This is a genomic window from Paenibacillus sp. Y5S-9, from assembly GCF_036894235.1.
Taxonomy (GTDB): Bacteria; Bacillota; Bacilli; order Paenibacillales; family Paenibacillaceae; genus Paenibacillus.
Window position 1 is genome coordinate 6,489,053 of sequence record NZ_CP145887.1, and the last position, 15,058, is coordinate 6,504,110.

Sequence of the window (15,058 nt, forward strand, 5' to 3'; positions counted from 1 at the left end):
ATCATGAAATATGCTTTTGGACACAGCACCACCTCGAAGAAGTGGAAAATATTATAAAGAGAGATTGACTTCCCATCGTCCCATAAGTAAAGTTAACTTTACGTAAAGCAAACTTTACTTGTGGGAGGATATACTTGCAAAATCTAATTAGAGACAAACGAATACATATGCACATCACACAGGAAGAACTGTCTCAACGCCTAAAGGTCTCCAGGCAGACCATCATATCGTTGGAATCCGGTAAGTACAAACCTTCTCTTGTGCTTGCTCACAAGCTTGCCCAATTATTTGACTGTCAGATCGAGGAATTATTTATTTTTGAAGGAGATGAGAATATTGAGTTCTGAATTACTGAATCGGATGATCGGTATCGGTGGAATTGTAGCTGGTTTGTTATTTGCAATAATCATTATTTTTTTCACAAGGTCGATTGCAAAAAAGCACAACGGACTGGATGAGCGGTACCTCTATTGTATCACGAGAGCAAAGGCCTTCTCCTGGAATGCGACAACCATCAGTCTTGCTCTGGCTTGGATCCTTGTAGTTATCCTAGACGGGATATCGCTTTCCTTTTTCATTATTACTGCAGTGTTTGTCATTCATTGTTTATCTTCTATTGCGGCAAACCTGTACTACTCAGCTCGGAATTAGCCCACCTGTCCGATACATGTGAACCGATTGGACTCGCTGATTTCCATATGCTATCTTGAAATAGAATGTACTTAATAAGGAGGCAGCTTCTATGTATATCTATTTGGTTCCTTCACCGATTCCAGATGCACTTGCTGCATACCCGCATCTGACTTTGCGAAGCGAAGAGCAGGTGCGTCTGGCTCTTGAATCCGCAGAACGCCTGATGAATATTGAGTCTGATGATAAAGTAGCCGCATATGAAGCTTTTGATGCCGCAGGCTCCTGGACTGGCGGAGGTTTTGCTGTTCTCAACAATATCCCTGTCACAGAGGATGGACGAAATGATTTCGAAGAACGGTTTAAGAACCGTGCCCGCAAGGTAGAAGACGAGCCTGGCTTTGTCGGTATTCGTGTGCTTCGTCCTCTGAAGGATGACACATATGTCGTACTTACACTCTGGCAGTCGGAGGAACATTTCAAAGGCTGGCAGGAATCCCAAGCATATAGTCACGCTCACCGTAACCGCAGTACAAGCGAAGGGCTGACCGCACAGAAGCCCACCATGTTCCCCAGACCTTCTTACGTTACAACGTACACTATAGAATAACGAAATTGGGTCACATCTGGCTTTTATCGCAGTAGCCCATGCTTTTTCGAACCTCTTCCTGCATGGAAGAGGTTTTTTGCCGTCAATTGTAGAAGGCTCTCATTTTTGACACAGCCATGCTGAGATAGGATAATACTTGTTAAATGAAACTTCGGAAGGGAAGGCGGTACCTTGTCACGCAGTTCACTCACCCGATTTCTAAGCGGACCGTTTATATTCTTTACCATTATCATGATGATCAAAAGTTCACTGGCTTGGATCGTTATCTTCGATGACATCCCTGTCTGGAAACCACTGCTGACCGAATTGCCGCTCATCTGGATCGGATTCTGTCTAATTGAGTGGTTTGCTGCCAAGCGGCGGATGTGGATATACCTTGCCATGAATTTGCTGCTCTCAGGGATTTTCTTTGCAGCCATCATGTATTACAAATACTATGGTGTAATCGTTAACTATCATGCGTTGGCACAGGTGAATCAGGTGACTTCGGTCAAGAGCAGCATGTTCTCTTTGCTTGATCCCTATTATTTGTTTATTTTTGCAGACGTGCTGATCATTGGGGGGATACTCATTCGTCGTCGGATCAAACTCGGGAGTACAGAACGCCCGAACCGCATTCCGCTTGAACGACATGCCAGAAGACGTGTTGCTTCGGTCATTCTGACCCTGTCCATGATCCTCTGCATGCTTAACATCTATCCCAATCGGGCCAGCATGAGTGAGCTTACACAAGCAGAACAGATGGGCATCCTCGGTTACGAGGCGTATACCATCCTGGATCGACCTGATAAACCTGTGCCCATCGCTCACATTGATCAGACTGACATCGACCAACTGAAACAAACGACCGAACTTCCTGCGATTGTGGAGCAGGGTGCCACGAGCGGACGCAATGTGATTATGCTCCAGTTGGAATCGTTCCAGAACTTCCTGATTGGATTAGAGGTAGATGGACAAGAGATCACGCCTAATCTGAATCAATTGGCTAGACAGAGCCTGTATTTTCCGAACTTTTATCAGCAAGTGGGACAGGGAAATACATCGGATGCAGAATTTGTTGTGAACACATCGTTCTACACCCCGCCGAACGGGGCAGCAACAACTGTATATGCAGATAAAGCTCTGCCAAGTCTACCCAAGTTGATGTCAGCAAACGGGTATAAGACAGCCACATTCCATACAAATGATGTTCGTTTCTGGAATCGGGATCAGTTATACAAGGCACTTGGATACGACCAGTATTATGATATTGATTATTTTGGCACACAGGACTCTATCGCCTTTTCGGCCTCGGATGAAGTACTGTATTCCAAAACACTGGATAAGCTGGAATCCATGCAGTCTTCGGGCGATCCCTTCTATGCCCATATCATCTCCATGTCAGCCCACCACCCGTACACTTTGCCTAAAAACAAGGTGAAACTGACGCTGCCAGAGCGTTACAAGGATACGTTGCCCGGTGATTATCTGATATCACAGCATTATGCAGATCAGGCGGTTGGACAGTTGATTGCTGGATTGAAAGAGCGGGGATTATGGGAAAATAGCTTGTTTGTCTTGTATGGCGATCATCTGGGGCTTCCCATCTATTCACTGGATCGGGAAGACAAAGTCGTCATGAAAGAGTTGTATGGTCGGGAATATACATCAGCAGATATGATTAATATTCCACTCATTATCTCGGCACCGGGCGTTACCCCGGGTGTACAACTGGAACAGATCGGAGGTCAGGTGGACATTCTGCCAACGATTGCGGGACTCACCGGAGTATCACTGGAGGACCAATTACATTTCGGACAGGATCTGCTGCGTGAAGGCGGAAATCTTCTACCGGAACGATACTACCTTCCTTCCGGGTCTGTGCTAAACGATGCTTCTCTCTTCATACCGTCAAAAGGATACGGGGATGGGACGCATTATTCCCTAGCTGATGCGGGCAGACAGGATGCCGGACAACAGCAGATGGATGTTCCTTTAGAAGAAGTGCCGAAGATTTCTGCGGACAAAGTACCTTCAGCATTCACCACACCCAATAACAGTGGGGTGCCCTCTTCACGGTTTATAACAAAGGAACAATATGATCGAGCATTGGATCTTGCACACTTGTCCAACAGTTATTTGAGCCAGCTACCGGATCGAAAGACTATACAATAATTGAATTTTTTCACTCGAACTCATCCATGCGGCGACCTTCCTCTTTATCATAGAGAGAACGGTCGCTATTTATATTACGGAACCAGACTAGTGGCTATCCATTCGTGTGAAGACCATCAAAGAGCCAATTTCCTTCCTCGGAACGAATGAAATAGAGATCCAATGCACTGTTTCCATCAGACCATACTATAGCCATATGTAAAATGACACGATCTGAATCCAGAGGATTAAATCCACGGTACTCCAAATTATTCAGGCTAACGTTCTGCAGGAAAGGGACTTCGAAATCCCCCTGTTCCAGTTTCGAAATAATGATATTGTTCTGCTGCGATATTTCTATGTTCGGTGAAGACACCGATTCAAGATATGTATAGTTATTGGATTGCATCGCCGCCATCAGTTTAAACGTTATGTTCAGCGTTTCTCTTAAACTTTCTAATTCTTCCTGCTCTTTTGCATCTTTTTCCTTCTGAATTTGTTCGGTATCTATGGCATCCTTGCGCTCCCTCTCCTGTACGTCTAGTAGGGAAGCATCGTCACTTGAACTGCAGGCTGTTAAAAATAAAGCGAGCATCCATATCAACAAGATTTTGCTTTTTCTCATCCAATCCCCTCCTTCATAAAATAACACAAACACATATCTTCCATATTTATGGTAACATATTCCATATAAAAAAAGAGTATCTTGTTCGTTCTGAAAAATAAACAAAATAAGACCCGAACCTGTTAGTCCAGGCTCGGGTCTTTCATATGTTTACAACGGCAGTAACGCAACCGACTTGCGAGCAGTCAATTGATCCACCATGGCAAGCCATTCTTGCGGTTTATTCGGTAACACCGCATAATATCGATTCAGGAAATCAGCCACTAAGCTCGCTGACAGTTCACCAAGCGACTCATCACCTGGCATGAAGCACAGGTCCAATCCGCCAACCGCTTCCCCGTCCCCTTGCCAGGATGGATGAACATATGGGAAGTCCAGACGCTGATATCCCAGATGGGACAGCACTTCGCGACGCACATACGGGTCCATCGGCTTGATGCCGCCAAACTCGTGATCCTGACTCAAATAAGGGTTATAGATTTCGGCAAACATGCCGAACAATTCTTTCCCGTTTGCCGCAGCCAGCTTCTGCAGATCACGCTTGCGGTGATTCGCCAGGAAACTGCCAATTCCCAGACCTTCGCGCCCAATAATCGTGAAGTCCGTCATGGCTACGTTCCAGTCCTCGTAATATCGGTACTCTGTCGCTCCAACAACCTGTCCCTCATGCACAGCCACGAACACCCGAATACCCGGATCTTCCAGCGGTTCTTCCCACAGGGGGAAGTCCAGCACTTCTTCCCGCGGGAAGATCTCCTGCATCAACTTGTGCATTTGGGCAAACAATGGATCTTTAATGGATGTAATACGCGTGAATTCCATGACTAAATGCCTCCTCGATCGATGATGTATTGCATTTGATATTTTTTATTTGAACGGGTTCCGCCACTCCATCAGGGCCGCATAATTGCAGGACTCCTCATCGTCCAGATAATCTGCGGTTACGCCTACTGGCATGCGGCCACAGCGAAGCAGGAACGATATCACCGGGTCACGTTTCTCTCCCGCTGCTACCTGATCCAGATATTCCTGCGCAGACAGTTGGTCTGCAACCAGATGATAACCGGGCATTCTACCAGCACCTAGTAACCGGTCCATCCCCTGAGCGATGACAAGGTGGTACATCGCCTGCATCATAAGCTGAGCCAGTCCCCATTTGCGGTACTTTGGACGAACACAGAGATCAACAATATACAGCGTGTTGCCATCTGGCTGGTGGTTACGAATATAGCCGTCATCCGTTACTTCGGCCCAGGTATGACTTGCTGGATGTGCAGGGTCCCACTGCATCCGCAGCGAGGTCATTGAGCCAGCCAATTCTCCACCCACTTCAATACAGATGGCACCCTCCGGGTAATGCTGCACATGACTTGTGAGTTGCTCGTGACTCCAGAGCAGCTCTTCCGGATAAGGAGGAGGGAAACTCTCCGCCTGAATGCGAATGAGTTCCTCAAAGTCGGCTGTAACATAATTCCGGACGACTGCTTTTACCCTTTTGCCACTTCGCTCCGGGTCGGTGATCAGCATTTCTTTGGTATACATGTTGCCGGGTCACCCCTTTCCACTGACAAAATGAATTCCCTGCTCGTTTCGTTCGGTTTTAAGAGCAACTTGCTACTCCCAATCGGTATACAGATCAGTACGGCGGTCACGCCAGGTCGTTACCGATCCACGTTCGCGTACCTCATACAACAAGTCCAGATCCAGATCGGCGGTCACGATCATATCGTTGTTAATCTCACCTTCGGCCAGAATGCCACGTGGCGGGAACGGAATATCATTTGGTGTAATAATCGCTGCCTGTCCATAGTTAGCACGCATGAAATCAACGGTTGGCAGGTTGCCCACTGTTCCGGTTAACACAACGTACACCTGATTCTCCACCGCGCGGGCATGACTCGTATAACGCACACGGTAGAATCCGTGACGATCGTCCGTGCATGAAGGACAGAAGATCACGTCAGCACCTTTGGCTTTGGCCATCCGCACAATTTCCGGGAACTCAATATCGTAACAGGTCAGCATCGCAATACGGCCTTTATCCGTGTCGAACACCTCAAGTCCATCCCCGGGAGCCATATTCCATTCCTGCACTTCGGTTGGTGTAATGTGAATCTTGTCCTGGCGCGCGATGCGACCATCCGGGTAGAACATGTGGGCTGTATTATACAGCTTCCCCTCACGTCGAATGACGTGGGTTCCACCGATAACGTGCATACCGTACTTGGCAGCAAGCGACGTGAACAGTTTTTCATATTGCTCCGTAAAGTTCGGCAGATCCTCAATTGTCAGTGCATTGCCTTGTTTGTCCCCAATGGACATTAATTGTGTTGTGAAAAATTCCGGGAACAGCACAAATTCGGTTCCGTATTCGCTCGCTGTCCGTATGTAATGCTCAGCCTGAGCGGCGAACTGCTCAAACGAGCTGATTGTATGCAATTGGTATTGTACAGCGGATACCCGCAGTTTCATGTTCGTACACCTCCACCATAATTATGCTTCCATTGTAACAACGATCCGGGGTCAACAAAAGAGTATTTACACTGGGCACTACAATGACAGAATAACCTTTCGATCAATCCCTTACTCACCCAGCATCGACTGTGTGAATCCAATCCATTCTCTCGTGGCAAATGAAAGATAGCGATCCTTCCGCCAGATCATGCCGAGCTGCCATGGAATCACCGGTTCCACCACGGGTATGATGCGCACGCGCATATGGTCCACCTCACGACAGATCGTCTCTGGTAATAAGGCTACACCCAGATTGGCGGCAACCATCGCGCTGAGCAGATCCCACTGAGAGCTCTCATATACCACCCGGGGTTGGAACCCGGCATGCTGACAGGCCACAATAATCCGGTCATGCAATGCAAAATCTTCCCGAAACAGTACAAAGGCGTCATTTTCCAGTTCATGCAGCGCAACCGCTTCTTTCCCCGCAAGTGAATGTGAGGGGTGTACAAGCAGGTTCAGTTTCTCTTTGACAAACACAAAATGATCCAACAACTCATCCACGGTTGGCAGTACGGCAACGCCAATATCCAGAGCACCACTGATCACATCGGCCTCCACTTTTTTGGCACCATCCTCAAATAGTTGAATGGTCACCTGCGGGTAGGCTTTGTGAAATTCACCAATAATCATGGGAAAAAAGCTGGACCCTACCATCGGCGGCAAGCCAATCCGCAGATGGCCTTTCTTCAAGTTCATCAGATCGTCCAATTCGGATGACAGACTGCGGAATGATTTTTCAATCTCAAGTGCCTGCCGAAAAAACACATGGCCTGCATCGGTTAGTTCAACTTTCTTCCCATAACGGTCCAACAACGTGATACCCAACTCCTCTTCAAGACTCTTGACCGTCTTGCTGATCGTGGGCTGGGTGATATACAGCACCTCGGCGGCTTTTGTAAAACTCTGCTGCCGGGCAACTTCCAGAAAATATTGCAAATGGCGGATATCCATCGGTTGATTCCCACCTCTCATAGATAAATGGAATAGTAAACATTCTTAATATGCATTTTACTCATGAAAGAATGCCATGTAAAATTTGTGATATCAAATGAATCATTTTCATTTTCATAATAATTCAAAGGATTACGTTGATTATATAAGGAGGGATTGAAGTGAAAAAGTGGGGCCTTGGTATTGCACAGGTTGCGCTCTTAATGGTTTTTTCACTGCTCATGGACCTGCTGGCCCGTACTCTCCATCTTCCTGTACCGGGTTCAATACTCGGTATGGTCGTGTTATTCATTCTGCTTCAGACCCGTGTCGTGAAGCTGCGCTGGATTGAAGTTGGAGCTGCCTGGCTGCTCGGTGAACTATTGTTATTTTTTATCCCGTCAGCCGTTGGCATTATGAACTATATGCCCATGTTGGAGCATGACGGATTGCAAATTTTATTCATCGTACTGCTTAGTACTTTCCTGGTCATGTCCTGCACAGGCCTGGTTGCTACACGAATTGCCAAACGAAAGGAGCGTCACACCGGATGATTGGATTTCTCTGTCTGCTGTTAACCGTCGGTATCTATGGAGTCGCCAAACGAATGTATCGTAATCTGCCAAAAGTATATCTGTCTCCGTTGCTCATTACACCGCTTCTTGTCGTTGGCATATTACTTGCAACCGGAACGGATTATGCCACGTATAGCAGTGGCGGCAAATGGCTGAGTCTGCTTCTCCAACCGGCCACCGTGGCTTTTGCCGTTCCGCTTTATACCTTTTTCCATGTACTGAAAAAACATATTTCCGAGATTGTCTTCAGTGTCATGACCGGCTCGGTCGTTGCAGTACTTTCCTCTGCCCTGCTCGCCAAATGGTTGCGTCTGGATTCCGGTCTCATTCATAGTCTGATCCCAAGATCGATTACCACCCCAATTGCCATGAACGTTTCGGCTACCATCGGTGGCATACCCGCAGTGACAGCTGTTTTTGTTATTATGACTGGTCTGCTCGGGGTGATTATGGGCCCTTCTATCGTCAAAATGCTGCGCATCGATGGGGAGATTGCACGAGGCACACTGTTTGGAACCGGTGCCCATGGCACAGGGACATCCAAGGCGTTTGAACTGAGTTCCCTGACCGGTACCATCTCCAGCATCTCTATGGTGCTCGCTGCATTGTTCACTTTAGCGGTTGCACCCATGCTTTCCAAACTTATTTTCCCATAATAGATGGAATTATCCCACTTTTTTGAAATATTATTGTTGTATTAAAGCCCTTTCTTCCTTACAATAAGGACAGGTTTTAATTGTGAATATTGCGGGGGAGATGCGATGAAAAGAACCGGAATGAAGAGATCTCTGGACCGTCTTGGACGAATTGTCCTTCCCAAAGAAATGCGGGATACGATGGAAATCCATATCGGCGATCCGCTTGAGTTTTTCATTGAAGGGAAAGAGTTGATTTTAAGAAAGTACAAATCAACATTATGTATTTTTTGCGGTGATGTAGATACGGAAATGTATTTCAAAGAACAATTCATCTGCCGGACTTGTGCAATTCAATTAAAACACCCGGATGACTCTCCCGACTGGTTCGTACCTCAGAACAAACAGGCTCCTGCACCCGTGGAGCGTCCTGCTTCCAAATCCGCCTCAGTCTCATCTCCCGCTAGGGAAGAAGGGACCACAGCTGACAACCAAGAATACCCGGACCTGCGGCCAAAGACGGCACGCATGCTGCAACAGATGAAAGAAATTGTTGAACAGAATCCCGGTTTGGCTCAACAGCAAATTGCGGAAAAGCTTGGCATCAGCCAAGGACGCGTCTCTCAATTAAAAAAATTACTATAATCAAAATGGCATTCGATCATTTATAGTCAGAAGACCTTCCGATCAGGAAGTCCCGCTGCAAGAGAACCCGTTGTTTTTCGTGGGTTCTTCTTTTTTTATATTCATATCGTAATGGAAAGGAGTTCTATGGATAAAATTCTGTATTTATCACAATTCGACCTCATGTCCTCCTTGTCGGAGGCAGACCTGATTGAAATGGATGGGATGACTTCTATTACGACCATACCCAAAAACAAACAGATCCAGACACCCGATACGTTTACAGAAGGTTTCTATTTTGTAAAACGGGGAAAGGTTCGTTTATATACATTAAATCCGGAGGGCAAACAGTTCACTCTCGATATTTTGACGGAAGGTAACGTGTTTGGAGAAATGAACGGAATCTCACTCGGAACACGCACCGTTTATATCGAAACGATGGAGGAGTGTGATATTTGCCTGATGAACAAACAACGTTTTGAGCAGTTTCTGATTGAACATCCGAAATTCATGATGAGACTGATGAACGTACTAAGCGAGCGGATCAAGCAAATGAGTGAATTGACACAGACGCTCGCACTCGGAAACCTGCATGAAAAGGTGCTACATAATCTCTTCCGCCTGGCTGAACAGATGGGATGGATCGAAGAAGATGAGTTCTGCAATATTCAACTCGCACTGACCCATCAGGAGATTGCCTGGATGGCAGGAGCCACACGGGAATCGGTCACCGTCGCCATGCAAGAGTTAGCAAGAGCAGGCCGTATTCGTACCGGATTCAAGTCAGTTTCCCTTCATCGTGACGAAATCGCCACCCTTCGGAAAATCACTGCCCACTTGTAAGATGCCTTACATCCCTGTCCTCCAGCAAGTTGTAACGTATAACTCATGATGTTATACAACCAAGGAGGAATATACTGTTGAATGCTAAGCCAGATCTATTTATCCCTGAAGACATTTTTCTTCGCAAAGGTGCCCGTAAAGCAACGGAAATCCCTGAGCATATCCGCAATTGGCTACAAGCAGGACATATCGAATCGGTCAATCTGACCGAATGGCTGGCTGTAGATCATGTTTCTCTTTTTCAGAAGGTTACCCATGAATGGGGAATAGATGCCGAAACCAGAGCAATTACAGAGCAGTTAACACAGATGGATGAGCAGCGGATCATGAAAATCATCCTGGCCATAGCCATGCAATGGCGTAATCTGTTGAAACGTCTAACAATGAATGAACAAACGAATCTCTTTCGTTCCATTGCAGAACATCGTTCAGATAGTGTTCGCTGCTGGGCCGCTTATATCATTGGGCTGGATTCCGGTCTGAACCTGACTGAAAAGTTGGAACATATTCGGCCCTTTGCAGCAGATCATCACTTTGGCGTAAGAGAAATTGCCTGGATGGCTGTACGGGAGTCCATTTCTGCCGAATTGTCCTCAGCTTTGCACGATTTGATCCCATGGAGCGTTGACCCTGATCCACTGATCCGTCGCTTTGCCATAGAATCAATCAGACCTCGTGGCGTCTGGGCCAAGCATATTCAGGAGTTAAAAGAAAATCCGGCCATGGCCCTTCCCTTGCTTGACGCGGTGAAATCCGATGCCCATAAGTATGTGCAGGATTCGGTAAGTAACTGGCTGAACGACGCCAGCAAGACGAATCCAGAGTGGGTGCGGCAGGTCTGCGCCACTTGGACTCAGCAGTCGGATACCCAACATACGCGGCGAATCGTTACACGTGCCACGCGAAGTCTTACATAAAAAAAAGATGACCACCGCTCACTGGCAGTGGTCATCTTCTGCATAGGCATCCGCGTTTACATTCCTTTTGACAGGAATACCTTTTCCACGGTGAACAGCCCAATAACGTCCCCTCTTATCTTTAACTTACGCCTGAACTGCGTCCATCTGACCTTCTTCTTCCGCTTCCAATCTGCGCATACCCACAACCAGAACAATAATGTTAGCTACCAACAACACAGCCGGGAACGGAACAGCAGCGTATTGTGCATAGATCAGATGACTTCCCACGGCCCCAATCAGAATAAATGTCAGTATGCCAGAAGCCAGGATGCGAGTCCGTGGAATGCACAATCCTACTGCACTAAGCAACTCCGCGGCACCGAGCAGATACATCGTCCATGTTGGATAAGAGAAACTCTCGAATGTCTGAATCATCATGTCTGCTCCACTAATCTTGTTAAACCCCGTCATGACGAAGACACCTGCTAACACAACCAGAAAAACGTAACCCAAAATCTTGTTCATATGTAGATCCTCCTGTAACAAATTATATGTTCCTACTATGTAATGATTATTTTTGCTGCACATTGTAAAAAAAGAATCTATGTAAAAGTTCCCAAAGGTCACTTTGTTTTCAACCATTCAGCCCAGTTCAATTTTCAGAATAGTACGCGTTCATATTATACGTATTATTTATCACCAACTTACTTTTGTGAAGTTAGTATATAATAATAATATAATTTCTTCAAGTAATTTTTCACTGTATGATGTATAATACATACAAAAGGTATGTTACAGTATATTTTGTAGTAACCCTCATTTACTTGGATGTCCTATATTCTTAAAGCGGCAGAATCCATGTCCTTTCATATACAACCTGCGAAGAAAATAATCATGAATCGAGGTGAACACGTTGAAGCTGAAAAAAGTAAAAGCACCAAGTCCCTGTATGATCACTCAAGCCATAGACATCATAGGCAAGAAGTGGGTACTGTTAATCATGTACCAACTGTTGTCCGGACCCAAGCGGTTTACGGAGCTTGAAGCAGAGATGGCGATCAGTGGACGACTTTTATCGGAGCGATTGAAGGAAATGGAGACGGAAGGTATCGTAACCCGGCACATGTTTCCCGAGATACCTCCCCGTGTAGAGTATGAATTGACACCGAAAGGCAGAGCCATTGAACCTGTCATTGATCAGATCTACAGTTGGTCATCCGACTGGTTGAAACAGCAGAAATCCGAGTAGTTGAATTGCTGCTCAATAATCTCTACTCAACACAAATACGCCTGAATCAGGCTGATCTGCGGATCATTCCCTGATTCAGGCGTATTTATATTACCTTCAACCTTTTAATGAGAGAGATGTTTTGAAGGCTGAAGCTGTACAGGCAGACCGGAATCTGCCGATGCCAGCGCCGCCGTCGTAATCTCCTGTGTACGGCAGGCATCCGCATAATCGGACAGAATTCGTGAACGGTCTCCCGTACGCAGGGCATGAATGAACGCTTCATTCTCACGCTCGTATGGATTATGTCCTGCCGGAATCTCCAGACCTGCCATCGCATGTGTTGCTGCACTTGGCAGAAGCAAACGTTCTGGCGTCCAATCCCACACGCCTGCATCCGTGTAGAACTGGAGCCCTGCGCCGCCCTCACCGTCTGGCAACAGACATGTATTGGCGATACTGGCAATCGCTCCACTTTCCAGCTTGAGCGTCACATTCGCCACATCAGCAACGGTCACATGCTCATGCTTCTCATGCATGCTTCGCTGAGCTGCTACAGCATATACCTCCGTAACTTCTCCTGCACAATACCGAAGCAAGTCTACAATATGTGTAGTCTGCTCGACGAATTGTCCTCCTGAACCGTCCTGACGCCGCCACCAGGCGACCCCTGGCATTCCGCCCATCCAGCGGCCAAGAGCCATGCCGACCGTCTGTTCTTTCATTGCTTGCTGCAGGACCTGCGCAGCCTCCTGATAACGGAAATGGTAACCGACAGAGGTTAACAATCCGCTCTTTTGCACCTGATCCAACACCTGACGCGGAACATCCATTCCGGTGCTCAAAGGTTTCTCCACCAGGAATGGAATACCGCGGCGAATTAATTCGGACTCAATCGATCCGTGAGACATCGGAGGCACACAAATATACACCGCATCCAGCTTCTCACCATCCAGCATATGTTCAAGTTCCCCGTAACCAACAGCATCATAAACCGAGGCCATAGCCTCTGCCTTTTCGAGCGATGTTCCACAGACACTCGCAACACGAACACCTTCCATCCGTGCGAGAATATCCGCGTGTACCTTACTGAACCAGCCTGTTCCAATGATTCCGATCTGTAATGTCATGGATGTAATCCCCTCTCTATGTTACACGCTTACATGTTCCATTCGACTCTCGATCTTGAAATCCTGCCTTAGATTTTGCCGGATGCTTCCAGCAACAGCTGATCCAGTTCCTGTGTATGTTTAACCTCTTCCTCTTCAGACCAGTTCAAACGACCTGCCATATACGAGATAACCGCTGCTTTATAGCGACGAACTTCATCAATACGGAAGAATAAATCACCTGTTCTTCGTACCAAAAAATCAGACGGAGTTACAGCCATCTCTTCATCAATCGCGTAACTTAACATCAACAATAGCTCCTGTGGCATGCCATGAAGTTCGGACTTGGTGCGTGGATCGGGCATTCGCTCATATAGTGCCTCCACATTGGAACCATACGTGCGGACCAGTCGCTCCGCAGCAGGTCGAGCAAGTCCCAAGGCAACACCATCCTTGATCTTGCGCTCCGCGTACGATACAAATCCAGCCGAACCCCCTACGTCACCGCCAGAGATGGGCATCTTTTTTGTTACACAAGGGCCTATGGAATGTCCACTCTCCTGTTTCATCTGGCGTGCGACCAGATCAACAACCATCTCGGCCATTTTACGGTATCCGGTTAACTTGCCCCCGGCAATCGTAATCAGATTGGATTCGGATACCCAGACTTCATCTTTACGTGAAATTTCGGAAGGATTCTTGCCTTCCTCATGGATTAGTGGACGTACACCCGCCCATCCGGATTCCACATCCTCGGTACCAATCCGTACATCTGGAAACATGCCATTAACTGCATCAATCACATAATCGCGATCCGAGTCGGAAATTTGCGGGTGTGCAGGATCATCCTGATATACAGTGTCGGTTGTTCCTACATAGGTTTTGCCATCACGTGGGACAGCAAATACCATTCGACCATCTGGTGTATCAAAATAGACGGCCTGCCTCAATGGGAATCGTTCACCATCAAAGATCAAATGAATGCCTTTGGTCATCTGCAGCGTTTTCCCCTGGCGCGAACCATCCAATTCCCGCAGACCGTCCACCCATGGACCGGAAGCGTTGATCACCTTGCTTGCTTTCAGCGTATAAGTCTGCCCATCGATCTGATCCATGGCTTCAATACCTGTAATCTTGCCATTCTCCTTCAGGAAACCTTTCGCCTTAACGTAGTTCACTGCCTGTGCCCCACGTTTGACGGCTTCTTTCATAACTTCTATGGTGAGCCTGGCATCGTCAGTCCGGTACTCCACATAGAGTCCACCACCCAACAACCCCTGTTTGCGTAATAAAGGTTCACTATCTGACACCGCTCCAGCATTCAACATTTGGCGTCGTTCACTGCGCTTCACCCCGGCGAGCCGATCATACACCATCAGTCCAATGGATGTGCTAAAGCGGCCGAACGTGCCTGCCGTATAGATCGGTAACAACATCGGTTCCGGTGTTGTCACATGTGGCCCATTCTCATAAACGACAGCCCGCTCCCGTCCTACCTCAGCAACCATCTTCACTTCATATTGCTTCAAATATCGCAATCCGCCATGGACAAGTTTGGTCGATCGACTGGATGTACCTGCTGCAAAATCCTGCATTTCTACAAGCGCTGTCTTCAATCCACGGGAAGCCGCATCCAATGCAATCCCTGCGCCTGTAATCCCACCACCAATAACTAATACGTCAAAATGTACATTCGCCAT

General features: G+C 47.1%; 18 protein-coding genes. 10 read left to right on the forward strand and 8 right to left on the reverse strand.

Annotated elements, in window-relative coordinates; genetic code table 11:
- Positions 1 to 134: 134 nt before the first annotated feature.
- The 4 genes from V6669_RS28465 to V6669_RS28480 all read left to right on the forward strand — a co-directional run bounded on the left by V6669_RS28465 (position 135) and on the right by V6669_RS28480 (position 3,394).
- Complete coding sequence (locus V6669_RS28465; RefSeq protein WP_074092651.1) at positions 135 to 347, forward strand: helix-turn-helix transcriptional regulator; 213 nt, start codon at positions 135 to 137, stop codon at positions 345 to 347.
- Positions 337 to 651, forward strand: a complete 315-nt coding sequence (locus tag V6669_RS28470) for a hypothetical protein (protein WP_338589024.1) — start codon at positions 337 to 339, stop codon at positions 649 to 651. The genes V6669_RS28465 and V6669_RS28470 overlap by 11 nt, the downstream gene beginning before the upstream one ends.
- A 91-nt stretch (positions 652 to 742) precedes the next feature.
- Positions 743 to 1,240, forward strand: a complete 498-nt coding sequence (locus V6669_RS28475; protein WP_338589026.1) for an antibiotic biosynthesis monooxygenase — start codon at positions 743 to 745, stop codon at positions 1,238 to 1,240.
- A gap of 171 nt (positions 1,241 to 1,411) precedes the next feature.
- A complete protein-coding gene (locus V6669_RS28480; RefSeq protein WP_338589028.1) occupies positions 1,412 to 3,394 on the forward strand; it encodes an LTA synthase family protein in 1,983 nt (660 codons plus the stop codon).
- Positions 3,395 to 3,488: 94 nt separating this feature from the next.
- Here the strand turns inward: V6669_RS28480 and V6669_RS28485 are convergent, their stop codons facing one another.
- The 5 genes from V6669_RS28485 to V6669_RS28505 form a co-directional block, all read right to left on the reverse strand.
- A complete protein-coding gene (locus V6669_RS28485) occupies positions 3,489 to 3,998 on the reverse strand; it encodes a hypothetical protein (protein WP_338589030.1) in 510 nt (169 codons plus the stop codon).
- Between the two features lie 150 nt (positions 3,999 to 4,148).
- On the reverse strand, positions 4,149 to 4,820 hold the full coding sequence (locus V6669_RS28490) for a GNAT family N-acetyltransferase (RefSeq protein WP_338589032.1): 672 nt from the start codon (positions 4,818 to 4,820) through the stop codon (positions 4,149 to 4,151).
- A gap of 45 nt (positions 4,821 to 4,865) precedes the next feature.
- Positions 4,866 to 5,540, reverse strand: a complete 675-nt coding sequence (locus V6669_RS28495) for a GNAT family N-acetyltransferase (RefSeq protein ID WP_338589034.1) — start codon at positions 5,538 to 5,540, stop codon at positions 4,866 to 4,868.
- A gap of 72 nt (positions 5,541 to 5,612) precedes the next feature.
- Positions 5,613 to 6,470 carry a carbon-nitrogen hydrolase family protein gene (locus tag V6669_RS28500; RefSeq protein WP_338589036.1) on the reverse strand — a complete coding sequence of 286 codons (858 nt, stop codon included), beginning with the start codon at positions 6,468 to 6,470 and terminating at the stop codon, positions 5,613 to 5,615.
- Positions 6,471 to 6,581: 111 nt separating this feature from the next.
- Positions 6,582 to 7,466 carry a LysR family transcriptional regulator gene (locus tag V6669_RS28505; protein WP_338589038.1) on the reverse strand — a complete coding sequence of 295 codons (885 nt, stop codon included), beginning with the start codon at positions 7,464 to 7,466 and terminating at the stop codon, positions 6,582 to 6,584.
- Positions 7,467 to 7,627: 161 nt separating this feature from the next.
- Between V6669_RS28505 and V6669_RS28510 the strand changes: the two genes are divergently transcribed.
- From V6669_RS28510 to V6669_RS28530, 5 genes are all read left to right on the forward strand, one after another.
- On the forward strand, positions 7,628 to 7,999 hold the full coding sequence (locus V6669_RS28510) for a CidA/LrgA family holin-like protein (RefSeq protein ID WP_017691758.1): 372 nt from the start codon (positions 7,628 to 7,630) through the stop codon (positions 7,997 to 7,999).
- Positions 7,996 to 8,676: an LrgB family protein gene (locus V6669_RS28515; protein WP_338589042.1), complete on the forward strand. Its 681-nt coding sequence runs from the start codon at positions 7,996 to 7,998 to the stop codon at positions 8,674 to 8,676. Before V6669_RS28510 ends, V6669_RS28515 begins: the two co-directional genes overlap by 4 nt.
- 105 nt (positions 8,677 to 8,781) lie before the next feature.
- Positions 8,782 to 9,300 carry an AbrB/MazE/SpoVT family DNA-binding domain-containing protein gene (locus V6669_RS28520; RefSeq protein ID WP_076209663.1) on the forward strand — a complete coding sequence of 173 codons (519 nt, stop codon included), beginning with the start codon at positions 8,782 to 8,784 and terminating at the stop codon, positions 9,298 to 9,300.
- A 126-nt stretch (positions 9,301 to 9,426) separates the two neighbouring features.
- A complete protein-coding gene (locus V6669_RS28525; RefSeq protein ID WP_338589046.1) occupies positions 9,427 to 10,122 on the forward strand; it encodes a Crp/Fnr family transcriptional regulator in 696 nt (231 codons plus the stop codon).
- 77 nt (positions 10,123 to 10,199) lie between these two features.
- On the forward strand, positions 10,200 to 11,039 hold the full coding sequence (locus V6669_RS28530) for a DNA alkylation repair protein (protein ID WP_338589048.1): 840 nt from the start codon (positions 10,200 to 10,202) through the stop codon (positions 11,037 to 11,039).
- A 126-nt stretch (positions 11,040 to 11,165) separates the two neighbouring features.
- Here V6669_RS28530 and V6669_RS28535 read toward each other — a convergent pair whose 3' ends face one another.
- Positions 11,166 to 11,546, reverse strand: coding sequence for a DoxX family protein (locus V6669_RS28535; protein ID WP_338589050.1), 381 nt, complete (start codon positions 11,544 to 11,546; stop codon positions 11,166 to 11,168).
- Positions 11,547 to 11,970: 424 nt separating this feature from the next.
- Between V6669_RS28535 and V6669_RS28540 the strand changes: the two genes are divergently transcribed.
- Positions 11,971 to 12,270 (forward strand): helix-turn-helix domain-containing protein, encoded by a 300-nt coding sequence (locus V6669_RS28540; RefSeq protein WP_026081419.1) that lies wholly within the window; start codon positions 11,971 to 11,973, stop codon positions 12,268 to 12,270.
- A gap of 104 nt (positions 12,271 to 12,374) precedes the next feature.
- Here V6669_RS28540 and V6669_RS28545 read toward each other — a convergent pair whose 3' ends face one another.
- Both V6669_RS28545 and V6669_RS28550 read right to left on the reverse strand, forming a co-directional pair.
- Positions 12,375 to 13,379, reverse strand: a complete 1,005-nt coding sequence (locus tag V6669_RS28545) for a Gfo/Idh/MocA family oxidoreductase (protein ID WP_076251776.1) — start codon at positions 13,377 to 13,379, stop codon at positions 12,375 to 12,377.
- Between the two features lie 68 nt (positions 13,380 to 13,447).
- On the reverse strand, positions 13,448 to 15,058 hold the full coding sequence (locus V6669_RS28550) for an FAD-dependent oxidoreductase (RefSeq protein WP_338595077.1): 1,611 nt from the start codon (positions 15,056 to 15,058) through the stop codon (positions 13,448 to 13,450).

Excerpts from the sequence above, each read along its gene's own strand:
- V6669_RS28475 (WP_338589026.1), top strand. The coding sequence starts at position 743 with ATGTATATCTATTTGGTTCCTTCACCGATTCCAGATGCACTTGCTGCA.
- V6669_RS28485 (WP_338589030.1), bottom strand. The coding sequence starts at position 3,998 with ATGAGAAAAAGCAAAATCTTGTTGATATGGATGCTCGCTTTATTTTTA.
- V6669_RS28490 (WP_338589032.1), bottom strand. The coding sequence starts at position 4,820 with ATGGAATTCACGCGTATTACATCCATTAAAGATCCATTGTTTGCCCAA.
- V6669_RS28495 (WP_338589034.1), bottom strand. The coding sequence starts at position 5,540 with ATGTATACCAAAGAAATGCTGATCACCGACCCGGAGCGAAGTGGCAAA.
- V6669_RS28500 (WP_338589036.1), bottom strand. The coding sequence starts at position 6,470 with ATGAAACTGCGGGTATCCGCTGTACAATACCAATTGCATACAATCAGC.
- V6669_RS28505 (WP_338589038.1), bottom strand. The coding sequence starts at position 7,466 with ATGGATATCCGCCATTTGCAATATTTTCTGGAAGTTGCCCGGCAGCAG.
- V6669_RS28515 (WP_338589042.1), top strand. The coding sequence starts at position 7,996 with ATGATTGGATTTCTCTGTCTGCTGTTAACCGTCGGTATCTATGGAGTC.
- V6669_RS28520 (WP_076209663.1), top strand. The coding sequence starts at position 8,782 with ATGAAAAGAACCGGAATGAAGAGATCTCTGGACCGTCTTGGACGAATT.
- V6669_RS28525 (WP_338589046.1), top strand. The coding sequence starts at position 9,427 with ATGGATAAAATTCTGTATTTATCACAATTCGACCTCATGTCCTCCTTG.
- V6669_RS28535 (WP_338589050.1), bottom strand. The coding sequence starts at position 11,546 with ATGAACAAGATTTTGGGTTACGTTTTTCTGGTTGTGTTAGCAGGTGTC.
- V6669_RS28540 (WP_026081419.1), top strand. The coding sequence starts at position 11,971 with ATGATCACTCAAGCCATAGACATCATAGGCAAGAAGTGGGTACTGTTA.
- V6669_RS28545 (WP_076251776.1), bottom strand. The coding sequence starts at position 13,379 with ATGACATTACAGATCGGAATCATTGGAACAGGCTGGTTCAGTAAGGTA.
- V6669_RS28550 (WP_338595077.1), bottom strand. The coding sequence starts at position 15,058 with ATGGCGAATGTACATTTTGACGTATTAGTTATTGGTGGTGGGATTACA.